Source organism: Paraburkholderia sp. J41 (assembly GCF_905220235.1).
In the GTDB taxonomy this organism is placed as follows: Bacteria; Pseudomonadota; Gammaproteobacteria; order Burkholderiales; family Burkholderiaceae; genus Paraburkholderia.
Window position 1 is genome coordinate 35,614 of record NZ_CAJMZE010000039.1, and the last position, 14,260, is coordinate 49,873.

Below are 14,260 nucleotides of genomic sequence, written 5' to 3' on the forward strand. Positions count from 1 at the left end.
CTTCGTGGCTCGCTCAATGGAAATCCCGGCTCGTGGTCGCGAGCCGCCCCAGCAGCCGGCTGTGATCTTCGAGCCGGTGCGCGACCAGATGCACGACCGGCCCCTGCCGCTGCACCACGCCTTCCACCGCCAGCAATTGCGAGCCGAGCAGCTCGCGGCGCTGCGCCTCCACAAGCTTCGGATGCACGATCACGTTGATCGCGCCGGTTTCATCCTCCAGCGAAACGAAAATCGTGCCGTTCGCGGTGCCGGGCCGTTGCCGCACCGTGACGATGCCGCACACGCGCACGCGCCTGCCGTGACCGCAATGCCCGAGTTGCGCCGCGCTGCGAAAGCGCTGCTTCGCGAGTCCCGGCCGCAGCAGTTCGAGTGGATGGCGATTGAGCGTGAGGCGCAGGCTGGCATAATCGGCGACGATCTCCGCGCCTTCCGAGGCGCGCGGCAAGTCGATCCGGGCTTCATCAACCGGCGCGTCGCGCAAAAGTTCGGGCACCGCATGCTGCGCGGTCACGGCCCACCAAGCCTCGCGCCGATGTCCGGCAAGACTTTCGAGCGCATTGCTTGCCGCCAGCGCTTCCAGTTCGCGGCGTGTCAGCGCGGCGCGGCGCGCGAGATCGTCGACGTCGGTGAACGGCGCCTGGGCGCGCGCCGCCATCACGCGCAGCGCGGCGCTCTCCGAAAAGCCCTTGATGAGACTGAAGCCGAGCCGCACCGCCGGCCCGCTGAATCCATAACGCGCCGGGGCCAGCGTGACGCGTATGCGTCTTAGACGCCAGTGGTAACGCATGAAACGGCACAAGCGCGGCGCGTCTGTACGCGCCACGGCGGCGCCCAGCAGCGCCCGATAATGCGCGGTCCGAATCCGGCGCGTGCGCGCGGTGTCGGCGTTTAGACGCACGCCCGGCCGCCCGCGCCTTTCCAGCACCGACTCCCAGTCGCTCGTTGCGATATCGGGCGCGCGCACCGGTACGCCGTGGCGCTTCGCATCCTGCACGAGTTGCGACGGCGAATAAAAGCCGAGCGGTTGACTGTTCAGCAGTCCTGCGAGAAATGCGGCAGGCTCGTAACGCTTGATCCACGAACTCGTGTAGACGAGCATCGCAAAGCTTGCCGCATGGCTTTCGGGAAAGCCGTAATCGCCGAAACCCTCGATCTGTTTGCAGATGCGATCGGCGAATTCCGCCTCGTAGCCGTTCTCCATCATGCGCCGCTTGAGATCGGCCTGATACGGCCGCAGATCGCCGTCGCGGCGCCACGCGGCCATCGCGCGGCGCAACTGGTCCGCTTCCTCGCCCGAATAACCGGCCGCGACCATGGCGAGATGCATGACCTGCTCCTGGAAGATCGGCACGCCGAGCGTGCGTTCGAGCACGGGCCGCAGTTCGTCCTTCTCGTACTTGACCGGCTCCGCCTGCTCGCGGCGCTTCAGATACGGATGCACCATGTCGCCCTGGATCGGCCCCGGCCGCACGATCGCCACCTGAACCACGAGGTCGTAATACTCGCGCGGCTTCAGGCGCGGCAACATGCTTTGCTGCGCGCGCGATTCGATCTGGAACACGCCCACGGTGTCCGCGTGACAGCACATTTCGTAGACAGCCGGATCTTCGGCCGGAACGTCCTGCACGCGGAACTCGGGCAGCCCGCGCCGCAGCGCGACGAATTCGAGCGCGCGCCGGATCGCCGAAAGCATGCCGAGCGCCAGCACGTCGACCTTGAGCAGGCGCAGCGCGTCGATGTCGTCCTTGTCCCATTCGATCACGTAGCGGTCCTTCATCGCCGCGTTCTCGATGGGCACGAGCCGCGAAAGCTTGTCGCGCGCGATCACGAAACCGCCCACGTGCTGCGAAAGATGGCGTGGAAAGCCGCGCAGTTCGCGCGTCAGGCGTATGAGCTGCTGCGTGACGTGCGATTCGGCGGAGAAGCCCGCTTCGGCGAGATGATGCGCGATGGAATCGGGGCCGTCCCACCACTGGTGCGCGCCCGATAGCTTCTCGACCAGCGCGTGATCGAGCCCGAGCGCCTTGCCCACGTCGCGCAACGCGCTGCGCGCGCGATACGAAATGAGCGTGGCCGTGAGCGCCGCGCGGCGGTTGCCGTATTTTCGGTAGATGTACTGAATGACTTCTTCGCGGCGCTGGTGTTCGAAATCGACGTCGATATCGGGGGGTTCATTGCGCGCGCGCGACAGGAAGCGCGCGACCAGCATGTTCATGCGCACGGGGTCGATCTCGGTGATCTTCAGGCAATAGCACACCACCGAGTTCGCCGCCGAGCCGCGCCCCTGGCAAAGAATGTTCTCCGAGCGCGCGAATCGCACGATGTCGTGCACGGTCAGAAAATACTTTTCGTATTTCAGTTCGGCGATGAGCGCGAGTTCCTCCTCGATCTGCGCGCGGCGCTTCTCGTTGAGGCCGTCGGACCAGCGCTCGAGCGCGCCCTGCTCCACGAGCTTGCGTAGCCACGTGGCGGGCGTTTCGCCCGTCGGCACGATTTCCTCGGGATATTCGTAGGCGAGTTCGTCGAGCGCGAACAGGCAGCGGCGCGCGACCGCGAGCGTCGCGTCGAGCGTGTCGCGCGGATACAGATTGCCAAGCCGCAAGCGCGAGCGCAGATGGCGTTCGGCATTCTGCTCGAGCGCGCGCCCGCACGCGGCGAGCGGCTTGCCGATGCGAATCGCGCTCAGCGTGTCCTGCAAGGGCTTGCGCGAACGCGCATGCATCACCACGCCGCCCGCGGCGACGAGCGGCAAGCCGCTTTCCTGCGAAATGTGCCGCAGCACGTCGAGCTGCGCGTCGTCATTGCCGGTGTACCAAAGCTCGAGCGCGAGCCACGCACGCTCGGCCGCGAAACCGGCGAGCCAGTGCGCGGCGCGCAAGGTTTGCGCGGGCGTGGCCGCACCTTGCGGCACGAGCAGCAGCACGCAATCGCGCAGATACTTCAGATGCGCGAGATCGCCTTGAGGCTCGGTGAAATCGGCGGGATGCAGGCGATAGCTGCCCTTCGGCGCCCGCGAACGCGCAAGCGTAATCAGCTCGCAAAGATTGCCATAGCCCTCGCGGTTCATCGCGAGCGCGACGAGCGTGCAAAACGGCGCGCCGTGCTCGTCGACGAGATGGAGTTCGCTGCCGATGATGAGATGCAGCGACGGTTTGAACGGCGCGGGCACGTCGCCGCCGAGCAAACGGGCCGCGCGCGTCGCCTCGGTGTGCGCCTGCCTGCGCGCCGCGTCGTACTCGTTGAGCGCGCTCCATGCGCGCACGACGCCGGCGAGCGAGCATTCGTCGGTGATGGCGAGCGAGCGATAGCCGTGCAGGATCGCCTGCTCGACCAGTTCGCGCGGACGCGACGCGCCGCGCAGGAACGAGAAATGAGTCAGGCAATGCAGCTCCGCGTAATCGGGAAACTGCGCCGATGATTGCGCAGGCGGCGAGCCGGGCGTCGCGCGATTCGACATGGTGACGGTGAAAACAAAAACGCGGGGCGCTAACCGAACAGCCCCTGCAAATACCACTGGCCGCCGGTGCGTTCGCGATACAGCCAGAACATGCGGCCCTGATCGTCGGCGGCGACATAGTAGTCGCGCTCGACGCTCTCGCCGTCCCACCAGCCCGACTCGATGCGCTCCGTGCGCGTGAGGCGCTTGAGCGGGCGGCGATAAATGGGCCGGTCGCCGCGCGTCGCGAGCTTGAGCGGCTTTTCGAGCAGCCACGCCGGGCGCGGCTGCGCGGGCAACGGCACCTCGGGCAGATCGAACGCGCTTTGCACAGGCGCGTTCGCGTCCTCGCGCGCTTGCGCCGCCTGTTTCGGCCGACGCGGCTTGCCGCCGCCCTTCGCTTTCTCCGCGCGCCACGGCCGTGCCGACATCGCCTGCTCGGGCCGGTGATCGTCCTCGACGAAAAGCTGCAACACGTTCTGCTCGCCGAGCCGCGCGCCGATGCGCTCGAACAGTTGGCCGAGCGAGGCTTCGGCGGCTTCCGCCATCGGAAACAGCGTGTCGGTGGGCGCGGCGTAATCGCTCACGTCCGCAGCCACGAGCGCGAGGCCGATGACGGGCGCGGCGAGTTGGGTCTGATTGAGCCGCTCGCGCAGCAGCCACAGCAAATGGTCGGCGTCGCGCGAAGGCGCGGCCCACGCGATGGCGAGACTCGACGTGCGCGGCGCATGACGCGAAGCCAGTTCGTGTTCGAGACGCAATTCGAAACCCGCCAGCGCCGCGTGCTGCGCGGCGAGCCAGCCGGCCAGTTGCATCACGAGGCGGCGCGCGGCGAACAGCAGCGCCTCGGCGCTTTCCACCCGCGCCTGCAATTCGAGCGACGCCTGGAACGACGGCGGCGCCTCGAACCAGCCGCGCGGATCGGGCGCCTCGCCGCGCGCCTGCGCGAGCCACGCGAGCACGCCGTCGCCAAAACGACGCACGATGCCGTCGCGCGGCAGGCGCCGCAAATCGCCGAGCGTCGCGCAACCGATCTGCGTAAGCGCGTGGTCGTGCTGCGCGGCGAACGGCGCGAGCCCGACCGGCAAGGCGTCGAGCGTGCGCGCGAGCGTCGCATCCTTGAGCACGCGCCAGCGGCGCGAGGTTTGCGTGGCGCGCGCTTGCGCGAGCGTCCATGCGCCCCACGCGGTGGGCGCGCAGGCGATGCGCGCGACGTGCCCGCAATCCGCGACCGTGGCCGCGACCTTCGCGAGCAGCGCGCGCACGCCGCCGAAAAGACGCAGCCCCGAGCCCACTTCGAGCAGCACCGTATGCGGCAGCGGCGCGGGCGCGAGCGACACCTTCGGCGTGTACGCGAGCAAGGCGAGCGCCAGCGCCTCGAAGGCGCGGGTCTCGCGCGCCGGATCGGCTTCGAGCAGCACGAGCCCCGGCGCGAGCGCCAGCGCGTGCGCGCGGGTGCCGCCGGCCACCACGCCCAGGCGCAGCGCATCGAGATCGGCGATCAGGATGCGCGCGTGGTCGGCGAGCGCATAACAGCGCGGCGCGGCGGCGGCATCGGCACTGCCGCCATCATCCGAAGGGCGCAACAGCGGCGGCGGGAACGACGGGGACGGCAGCGGCGGCCTCACGGCCTCCAGCGGCAGCAGCGGCAAGGTGACGGCGATCCACAGCATGATTGACCTTGGGCCACGGCATGACGCCCGATGCTGCGTCCGGCTGGGGCAGCACCGCGTCCTGCAACGGCAAAGTGATGACGAGGGGTTGCGCGGGCGGCGGCCCGCGGCGCTTGAAAATGTCGACCGAAAGCGCGGCGTGCTGCATCCATTCGCGCCGGTTCAGCGTGCCGTCGGCGGGCGGCGCCACCGGCGTGCAAGTCATGCGCAACGGTGCCGGCGACGACTGGTTGCGCGCGGCGGGCGGCCGCATGAGAAACGCGAGCGCCTGCGAATCCTGCGCGGCGACCTGCAACCGCCGCACCGTGTCGGGCCGCGCCTTTGCCTGCCAGAGCAGCACCGCGCCGATGCCCTCCTGCTTGAGCGCCTGCTCGGCAACCCAGCCCGCCTCGTCCTCGCTCGCGCGCACCCAGATCACGCGTTCCAGCGCGACGCCCCATGCCTTGAGCGCGCAGGCGTACGGCTGCCACGGCGGCGCAACGAGGATCGCGTGCCGCCCGGACTGCGCCGTGAGCGCGCGCAGCGCGGGCGCGACGAGCCGCATTTCGCCGATGCCGCCGTGCTCCACGAGCAGCTCCGTGAGGCTGCCCGTGGGCCAGCCGGCGCCCGGCAACTGGGCGTCGAGCGCGGCGTGGCCGCTCGGCACCGAGCGCTCGCTCGCATATGCGAGCTGATCGCCTTGCCAGACGCGGCTTTGCAAGCCGGGCGGCAAATGCGCGGCAAGCTGCGCCGTGGACGGCGGTGTGAGCTGAAGGGCTGCGGCCATGTTTCAGGAAGTTCGGGGAATACCTCGCCCTGCCCGGCAACGAAATTGGGGCATGGCAAGAACGGGACGGCACGTCCATTCCTGTATATTTATACAGTATTTTTCAGGATGCGTGGAGAGCGGGGAAAGAAAGCCTTCGTGCGAAGGATTTGACGGTGCGCGAGCTTAGCCGATACAATCGCTGATTCGTCGGAGCGTAGCGCAGCCTGGTAGCGCATCTGATTTGGGATCAGAGGGTCGTAGGTTCGAATCCTATCGCTCCGACCAGTAATATCAAGGGGTTAGCTTCGGCTAACCCCTTTTTATTTCCGGCCGGGGTACGCAGCCCGTTGATTTCCCGTCGAACCTCTGGATCCCTCAGATACGTCCGGCTTTCAGCCAGTTGTGGATCGTCGCGTTGCTGACGGAAGCCAGGTTTGCCGTCTTGGTAGGACCGCCAACCCGATCGACAGCGATACGAACGTGGTTTTCTGTGAGATAAAACATCGAATTCTTCCTTTATAAAAATAGATCAATTTTTTGGCAATTTATCGCCTAAATCTATTTTATATTGATCAAAGGAAGGATATAAAATTCACCACAAGCAATAGAGTGCTTCCGCATACCTCAACAGGAACAGCAACGGAATATGCGAATTGATTGCCGATAAGATTAAAACGCTTTCAGACTGGCTTGACGTTTCGCCATCCTCCGAAATTCCGAAGCCGTAAGCGAGACAAAACAATGCCCAGTGAATGACTGAAAGAGCTTAAAAATTAAATTTTGACTGTGCCGTATTGCCTGTGCTAGTTTTCTCAGACTTAATATCAAGAAACTGAGAGATTCGGCGTGCAACGAAATTATTTGAGGGTCGGTGACAAGTCCTCAGCGGGAGGAACTGTTATCGAGGGGATTCACTTCGTTTCCCATGAAGGGCAAGCACTGACTTTTGTAGGTGCTCATGTTAGCTGCCCGGCTTGCAAGTCCACGGGCCAGATTGTCGCCAAAGGTCCGCGTCTGCCTGTTGTCATGATGGGCAAAATGCGGGCTCTGCAGGACGATATCTGTCAGTGCAGGTGCAGCCCACCTCCTGTCATGATTGCTTCCCAATCGTCCATGTATGAGACCATTCAAGGTCATGAGCTTGCCAGCATGGGCTATAGTCCAACTGGCAATCTGCTGGCCGACACGCCGACTGGGGATCATTGGATACGCTTTGCCCTGAACGATGCGGGCAGTTGCGAAGGCTTGCGTTGCCGTGCCCATTTCTCAGACGGCTCGATGCAGGAAGGAGTGTTTGACTCCGGTAACAAGGTGCATTTCGAGCGCCCCAATGCTTCAGCCTGCCAGAAATTAGAGGTTGTCCATTCTGAGCCTCAGACTGACGGCACGTCAGTCATGGGCAGTCTTCTTTCCGCGATGGTGGGACAGGCATGAGCGAAGTCAAACCAGCTAATCACGCTGTCGCTGAGGGTTCCTACAACACTCAGACGACTCACGCTATCGAAAGTGCGATTCTCGAAGCAGCCATAAAAGACTTCGAGTCAGTTGCAAACCTCTTTGCAACCAATGCCATTTTCGACAATGCCGTGCGTCAGCAGTATGTGAAACATATCCGCATGCTCTCTGACCAGGTAAGGGAGGAAGTTACCAACGGCAATATGACGGTCAAAGAAGGGGCTGAATATTGCAGTGGTCTGCGTGACAAGATATTTGTGGAGTATCGAAAATACACTTCTGCTCTGGGTCTCGCCCAGGCGGAAAAACTCAAGCTTCATGCAAGAGGATTCGACTACTACCTGAATAAATACTCTCACGAGCTTTATCAGAAAGATTTTGTCAATCTGACTGTAGAGGAACGGAATGCGGTCTACTACAAGGTCTTGAGCAAAGCGGGTCAGGGTAGTGTCAAGGTCACGACAAAGGTTCGCAGACTTCAGATTGGTGCTCGGGTTGCGGTGCTCGTCACTGCGATTCTGGCGACGGGTGAAGTCATAAATGCCAAGGACAAGGTCAAAGAGGTTGCAAGGCAGGGAAGCATCATTGCAGGCGGCCTGATTGGGGGCGTCGTCGCTGGGCTGGGTGCGTCCTTTATCTGTGGTCCTGCTGAGCCCTTGTGCGCTGCCGCCGTGGTTCTCATTGGAAGCAATGTCGGTGGCATGGCCGCTGAGGCTGCTAACGACATGTATCAGGAAGAGCTTCCTGTGTTCATAGACTGGATGAGCAACTAACCATGTCCATGCTTATTTTTCTAGTCATATTCATTGTCTTCGCCATTTCTGCGGTGATTATTCTAATTAATGTCATGGGGGAGCCAGGTGTGGATTACTGGGACCTTGATGGCTCAAATGAGCCCCCCGTCTCCAAGCTCGATTTCCTGAGAACGAAAGCCTGGCTCTATGGTTCTGCTGTAGCTCTCGTCGCAAGTGCAATTTCTTATTTTGTCCTTCGATAGTCGACTGCGGCGTGCAGGTACATTCGTGGGGTTCCGCATTTAGTGCCATGAAGAAGTGCGGCAGCTCGGTGCCCTGAAGGAAGCGATCCCGGGAGTGTTCAGCACTCTTTCCCACGCCGGTGGCTGGGTTGTGCTCCAAAGCCAAACACGTTTGAAATTAGGGCTAGTACGCGGTGGGCAGTAGTGGCGTACCCGTCCGCAGTGGCTCTCGAATGGATCTCCACCCCAACGCATGCACCATAAGGAAGAACCATCAGGAGCCACGAAAGAACCCCAGAGCCCACCCGAACGCGCGTCGCGAAAACCATAAACCAGCGCGGCACGCCGCTCGCTCAACCCCGGTTCAAGCCTACGCCCCTACACAACCAGGAGACGCCATGCACCTCATCCTCTGGCGGCACGCCGAAGCCGAAGACATCGCCTCCAGCGACCTCGCCCGCCAGCTCACCACGCGCGGACGCAAACAGGCGCAAAGCGTCGCCCGCTGGCTGCGCGCACGCCTGCCCGACGACGCGCTAATTCTCGCGAGTCCCGCCGCGCGCACCATCCAGACCGCCGAGGCACTCACGGACCAGTATCGCGTCGTGCGCGAACTGGCGCCGGATGCGAGCGTCGATGCCGTGCTCGCCGCTGCCGGCTGGCCCGGCGGCATCGCGCCGGCCGTGGTGGTGGTCGGCCACCAGCCCACGCTCGGCGAAGTGGCCGCGCATCTGCTCGACGCCGCCGCCGAAGGCGCCCACCCGCGCGGCTGGGCCGTCAAGAAAGCGGGCGTGCTCTGGATCGCGAGCCGCGAACGCCTGGGCGACGAACAAGCCGTGCTGCACGCCGCCATCACCCCCGACCTCGTCTGATCCCCGCCTTCCTCGCAACGCCTTTGCTCGCCGGGCCGGGCCGCCACAGGCCCGGTGCTTGCCATCGGCTTACATGACGTCATCGAATCGTCATTGCGTTGCCATGCAACCGTAACCGCGTCTTACTACATTGGCCGCAAAAGTTCCGTTACCTTTCGACCAGGACGCCCCATGCGAGATCTGCCGATGCCTCCCCTGCCGTTCGCCTCGACGATGTTCGAGTCGCACCGGCGACTGCCGCGCGCCGAAGAAACGGTCACCGCGCAGCATCGCCTGCAGGTGACGTGGGCTCGCAGCGACGAGGAACTGCGCGAAGCGCAGCGCCTGCGCTACCGTGTGTTCGCCGAAGAGATGGGCGCGCGCCTCACGGGCCCCGCCGGCCTCGACGTCGACGCCTTCGACACGTATTGCGATCATCTGATCGTGCGCGACCTCGACACGCTCAAGGTCGTCGGCACCTACCGCGTGCTGCCGCCGCACGAGGCCATGCGCATCGGCCGCCTCTACGCCGAAAGCGAATTCGACGTTTCGCGCCTCGCGCATCTGCGCCCGAAAATGGTCGAAGTGGGCCGCTCGTGCGTACACCCCGACTATCGCAGCGGCTCGGTCATCATGTCGCTCTGGGGTGGTCTGGGCGCGTACATGAAGCAAAACGGCTACGAGACGATGCTCGGCTGCGCGAGCGTCGCGATGGCCGACGGCGGCCACTACGCGGCCAATCTGTACGCCTCGCTCGGCGCGAACGCGCTGACCGACCCCGAATATCGCGCGTTCCCGCACACGCCACTGCCCGTCGAGGAATTGCGCACCGGCGCCGCCGCCGTGCCGCCGCCGCTCATCAAGGGCTATCTGCGCCTTGGCGCGAAAATTTGCGGCGCCCCCGCGTGGGACCCCGATTTCAATACCGCCGATTTCCTCACGCTGTTCCGTCTCTCGGAAATCAACGAGCGTTATGCGCGGCATTTCCTCGGCGACGCCATGGCGCGCTAACGCTCAGCATCGCGTCCTCCTCGCGTCCACACCGCATTCGCATCGAATCGACCGCGCAAAAAAAACCGGCTCGCCACCGAGCCGGTTTTTTACTTGCAACGCGTGCCGATTCGCCGCTCATTCCTCGGTATAAACCACGCGATACGGAATGCCGACCTTGCCCCACTCCGCCGCTTCCTGAACGAGGTTGTAATCGGTAAGCGGATTGTTCGACACCCACGCGTTCGGCAGCAGCACTTCGTAGCCGCTGCCCTCCTGCTCGACCTGGATGTGCGGCAGCCCCACGTCCGCGCGGCGGCGGCACAGCAGCGCCGCAAGGCGCAGGCAGAACAGCAGCGGCCATTCCACGTCGCGCGTTTGCGAAAGCTTGCCGAGCTTGCCCACATGGCCGAGCACGAGCGCGGCAAGACGCGCCTGGTCGGTGCGCGAGAAGCCCGGCATGTCGGCATTGCTGGCGATATAGGCGGAATGCTTGTGATACGCGCTGTGCGAAATCGACAAGCCGATCTCGTGCAGCGAAGCGGCCCACGTGAGGAACATGCGGTTCTCTGCGCGGCGTTCTTCGTCGGGTTCGTCGAACTGCTCGTAGAACTTCACGGCCAGTTCGGCGATACGGCCCGCCTGCGCGCGATCCACGCCATAGCGGCGCATGAAGCCTTCCACCGTGACCGTGCGCATGTCCTCGTGCTGCGAGCGGCCCAGCAGGTCGTACAGCACGCCCAGACGCAATGCGCCGTCGGTGGTGTCGACGTAATCAATGCCCAGCTCGTCGAACACCGCGATCATGATCGAGAGGCCGCCCGCCAGCACCGGCACGCGGTCGGGCTTGAGCGCCACGAGCTTGAGCCGGTTCACGTTCTCGGCCTTGATGAGCGCGCGCTTCAGGCGCTCCAGCCCGCCGCGCGAAATGCCGTGCGAGATGCCGGGATCGTTGAAGCCGTTGGCCTCCACGAGTTCCGCGAGCGCGCGCGCCGTGCCCGAGGAGCCGATCGCCTGATCCCAGCCGGTCTTGCGATAGTCGGCGGAAATGATCTGGATCTCGCGCGACGCCGCGAGTTCGGCCTGGCGCATCGTGTAGTCGTCGACGTTGCCCGAGGGAAAGAACTGGCGGCTATGGCTCACGCAGCCGATATAGAGGCTTTCCATGCGGATCGGCGTGTAATGCGAGCCGATGATGAATTCCGTCGAGCCGCCGCCGATGTCGACGACAAAACGCTTGCCCGCGCTCGCCGGCACCGAATGCGCCGCGCCCGCGTAGATGAGGCGCGCTTCCTCGCGCCCGGCGATCACTTCGATCGGAAAGCCGAGCGCCGCTTCGGCTTCGGCGAGGAATTCGCCCGCGTTCTTGGCGACGCGCAGCGTGTTGGTGGCCACGGCGCGCACCTGATCTGGGTGGAAGTCGCGCAGCCGTTCGCCGAAGCGTTTGAGCGCGTCCCAGCCGCGCACCTGCGAGGCGCGGTCGAGCAGCTTGTCTTTCGAGAGGCCGGCGGCAAGCCGCACGGGCTCGCGCAAGGCGTCCACCGGGTAGATCTGGCTGCCGGCGTCGGTTTCCTCGACGCGGCCCACGATCAGCCGGAAGCTGTTCGAGCCGAGATCGACGGCGGCAAGCAATTGGGGATTGGTGACCATCGAGGGGGCGGGCTCCATGCGTGCGAATACCGACGAACGCGCGGCCATGCGGGCTTGCTGCGCCGCGGCCGCGCTGTCCAAAAGCATCATTTTAAGCGTACCCGACTTCACGATGGCACCTCTCGCTCGCGTGCGCCGTTTGCGGGCGCGTTGACCCCGCGGATTAACCGTAATTCGTCATACACATAGTTACTTTCGTCCACTGTGCATGATGGCGCGAGGCGTTTAAGATTTCGTGAAAGTGCGGCGTCGAATTGATGACACGCCGAATGTCACAATAAAGTCATATTACTGTGAGAATTTCCGAGCGTCCGTTCGAATCATCCCCCGAAATTCCCTTTTCATTACCGATGTCCATCCGCTACCCCTTACTGAATCGCGAGCTGGGCATTCTGGGATTCAACGAGCGCGTGCTCGCACAGGCGTCCGATCCCGCTGTTCCCCTGCTGGAGCGCCTGCGCTTCATCTGCATCACCAGCAGCAATCTTGACGAATTCTTCGAAGTGCGCATGGCCGGCCTTCAGGAGCAGATGCGCGACAATCCCGGCGTGCTCTCGCCCGACGGCATGTCGCTGCAACACGTCTACGACCTCGTGGTCGAGCGCGCGCAGCGCCTCGTGCATCGCCAGTACCGCATGCTGCACGACACCGTGCTGCCCGCGCTCGAACAGGAAGGCATCTACTTTCACGGCACCGACGCCTGGAACGAGGCGCAAACCGCCTGGGCGCGCAAGTATTTCCTCGACGAGCTGCTGCCCGTGCTCACGCCGATCGGGCTCGATCCCGCGCATCCGTTCCCGCGCGTGCTCAACAAGAGCCTGAACTTCGTCGTCGAACTCGAAGGCAGGGACGCATTCGGGCGCCAGGCCGTGATGGGCATCGTGCAGGCGCCGCGCGCGCTGCCGCGCCTCGTGCGCATGCCGCAGGAACTGTCGGGGTTCCAGCACGGCTTCGTGCTGCTCGGCTCGCTGCTGCAACGCTTCATCGGCGAACTGTTTCCGAGCCTCGTCGTGCGCAGTTGCAACCAGTTCCGCATCACGCGCAACAGCGAACTCTTCGTCGACGAAGACGAAATCACGAACCTGCGCGTGGCGCTGCAAGGCGAACTGCCCGCGCGCCATCTCGGCAACGCGGTGCGGCTCGAAGTGTCGGCGGAAACGCCGCCGCATCTCGTCAAGCGGCTGCTCGACGAAAGCGGCCTCAACGAAAAGGACTGCTATTTCGTCGACGGCCCCGTGAATCTCGTGCGCCTCATGCAGTTGCCCGAAATGGTCGACCGGCCCGATCTCAAATTCGTGCCGCACGTGCCCTCGATTCCGCAGCGCATCACCACGACCGCGAACATGTTCGACGTGATCGATCACGGCGACGTGCTGCTGCATCATCCGTACGAGAGCTTCCAGCCCGTGCTGGAGCTCTTGCTGCAAGCCGCCAACGACCCCAACGTCGTCGCGATCAAGCAGACCATCTACCGCACCGGCACCGACTCGCCGCTCATGGACGCGCTCATGCAGGCCGCGCGCAACGGCAAGGAAGTCACGGTGGTGGTGGAACTGCTCGCGCGCTTCGACGAGGAAACCAACATCAATTGGGCCTCGCAGCTCGAAGCCGTGGGCGCGCACGTGGTGTACGGCGTGGTCGGCCACAAGTGCCACGCGAAGATGATGCTGATCGTGCGCCGCGTTCCCGTGAACGGCCGCATGGCGCTGCGCCGCTACGTGCATCTCGGCACCGGCAACTATCACCCGCGCACGGCGCGCCTTTACAGCGACTTCGGCCTCATGACCTCGGAGCCGAAGATGTGCGAGGACGTGCATCACGTGTTCCAGCAGCTCACCGGCATCGGCGGCGAACTGCAACTGCACGAAATGTGGCAGTCGCCGTTCACGCTGCATCCGAAGCTGATCGAGTCGATTCGCGCCGAAGCCGAAGCCGCGCGCGAGGGCAAGAAGGCGCGCATCGTCGCGAAGATGAACGCGCTGCTCGAACCCACGGTCATCGACGAACTCTACGAAGCCTCGCAGGCGGGCGTGAAGATCGACCTCATCATTCGCGGCGTGTGCTCGTTGCAGCCGGGCGTACCGGGGCTTTCGGAGAACATCACGGTGCGCTCGATCGTCGGGCGCTTCCTGGAACACCATCGCATCTATTACTTCTATGCGGGCGGCAAGGAAAACGTCTATCTTTCCAGCGCCGACTGGATGGACCGCAATCTGTTCCGCCGCGTCGAAGTTGCGTTCCCGATCCACGACCGGCGCCTCAAACGCCGCGTGATCGCCGAAGGGCTTTCGACCTTCATCGGCGACAACCAGGCGGCGTGGCTCATGCAAAGCGACGGCCACTATCGCCGCCGTCGCGCGGGCAAGGCCGTGCGCAACGCCCAGATGAGCCTGCTGGCGAAGTTCTGCCCTTGAGGCCGTCCTCGCCGCGCCCGCTTCCGCGCGACTCCCGCGCGCAAAAAAGCCGCTTCGAAGAAGCGGC

The 14,260-nt window shown here is 64.1% G+C and carries 10 protein-coding genes, 1 tRNA gene and 1 pseudogene; 7 read left to right on the top strand and 5 right to left on the bottom strand.

The genetic code is table 11. The features are described 5' to 3' along the window. Nucleotides 1-13: 13 nt before the first annotated feature. Genes U5805_RS27500 through imuA form a run of 3 tightly spaced genes read right to left on the bottom strand, consistent with a single transcriptional unit; the run spans nt 14 to nt 5,875 of the window. On the bottom strand, nt 14-3,457 hold the full coding sequence (locus U5805_RS27500; RefSeq protein ID WP_322106666.1) for an error-prone DNA polymerase: 3,444 nt from the start codon (nt 3,455-3,457) through the stop codon (nt 14-16). Between the two features lie 29 nt (nt 3,458-3,486). Next, nucleotides 3,487-5,109, bottom strand: a complete 1,623-nt coding sequence (locus U5805_RS27505; RefSeq protein ID WP_322106667.1) for a DNA polymerase Y family protein — start codon at nt 5,107-5,109, stop codon at nt 3,487-3,489. Then, complete coding sequence (gene imuA / locus U5805_RS27510; protein WP_322106668.1) at nt 5,006-5,875, bottom strand: translesion DNA synthesis-associated protein ImuA; 870 nt, start codon at nt 5,873-5,875, stop codon at nt 5,006-5,008. The genes U5805_RS27505 and imuA overlap by 104 nt, the downstream gene beginning before the upstream one ends. 190 nt (nt 5,876-6,065) lie before the next feature. On the opposite strand from imuA, the gene U5805_RS27515 reads away from it, so the two are divergent. Next, a tRNA-Pro gene (locus U5805_RS27515) sits at nt 6,066-6,142 on the top strand. Between the two features lie 90 nt (nt 6,143-6,232). Here U5805_RS27515 and U5805_RS27520 read toward each other — a convergent pair. Then, nucleotides 6,233-6,361 carry a hypothetical protein gene (locus U5805_RS27520; protein ID WP_322106669.1) on the bottom strand — a complete coding sequence of 43 codons (129 nt, stop codon included), beginning with the start codon at nt 6,359-6,361 and terminating at the stop codon, nt 6,233-6,235. Nucleotides 6,362-6,703: 342 nt separating this feature from the next. On the opposite strand from U5805_RS27520, the pseudogene U5805_RS27525 reads away from it, so the two are divergent. The 5 genes and pseudogenes from U5805_RS27525 to U5805_RS27545 form a co-directional block, all read left to right on the top strand. Further along, nucleotides 6,704-6,922, top strand: a pseudogene (locus tag U5805_RS27525) (PAAR domain-containing protein); the annotation flags it as partial. 48 nt (nt 6,923-6,970) lie between these two features. Then, complete coding sequence (locus U5805_RS27530) at nt 6,971-7,291, top strand: hypothetical protein (RefSeq protein WP_322106677.1); 321 nt, start codon at nt 6,971-6,973, stop codon at nt 7,289-7,291. Continuing rightward, a complete protein-coding gene (locus U5805_RS27535; protein WP_322106670.1) occupies nt 7,288-8,085 on the top strand; it encodes a hypothetical protein in 798 nt (265 codons plus the stop codon). Before U5805_RS27530 ends, U5805_RS27535 begins: the two co-directional genes overlap by 4 nt. 601 nt (nt 8,086-8,686) lie before the next feature. After that, nucleotides 8,687-9,160 carry a SixA phosphatase family protein gene (locus tag U5805_RS27540; RefSeq protein WP_322106671.1) on the top strand — a complete coding sequence of 158 codons (474 nt, stop codon included), beginning with the start codon at nt 8,687-8,689 and terminating at the stop codon, nt 9,158-9,160. A gap of 171 nt (nt 9,161-9,331) precedes the next feature. Next, nucleotides 9,332-10,150 (top strand): GNAT family N-acetyltransferase, encoded by an 819-nt coding sequence (locus tag U5805_RS27545; protein WP_322106672.1) that lies wholly within the window; start codon nt 9,332-9,334, stop codon nt 10,148-10,150. A gap of 117 nt (nt 10,151-10,267) precedes the next feature. On the opposite strand, the gene ppx is transcribed toward U5805_RS27545, so the two are convergent. Further along, entirely contained in the window at nt 10,268-11,869 is a 1,602-nt protein-coding gene (gene ppx, locus U5805_RS27550; RefSeq protein WP_322106673.1) for an exopolyphosphatase, read from the bottom strand. Between the two features lie 260 nt (nt 11,870-12,129). On the opposite strand from ppx, the gene ppk1 reads away from it, so the two are divergent. Next, nucleotides 12,130-14,193, top strand: coding sequence for a polyphosphate kinase 1 (gene ppk1 / locus U5805_RS27555; RefSeq protein ID WP_322106674.1), 2,064 nt, complete (start codon nt 12,130-12,132; stop codon nt 14,191-14,193). The last annotated feature ends 67 nt before the right edge of the window (nt 14,194-14,260 follow it).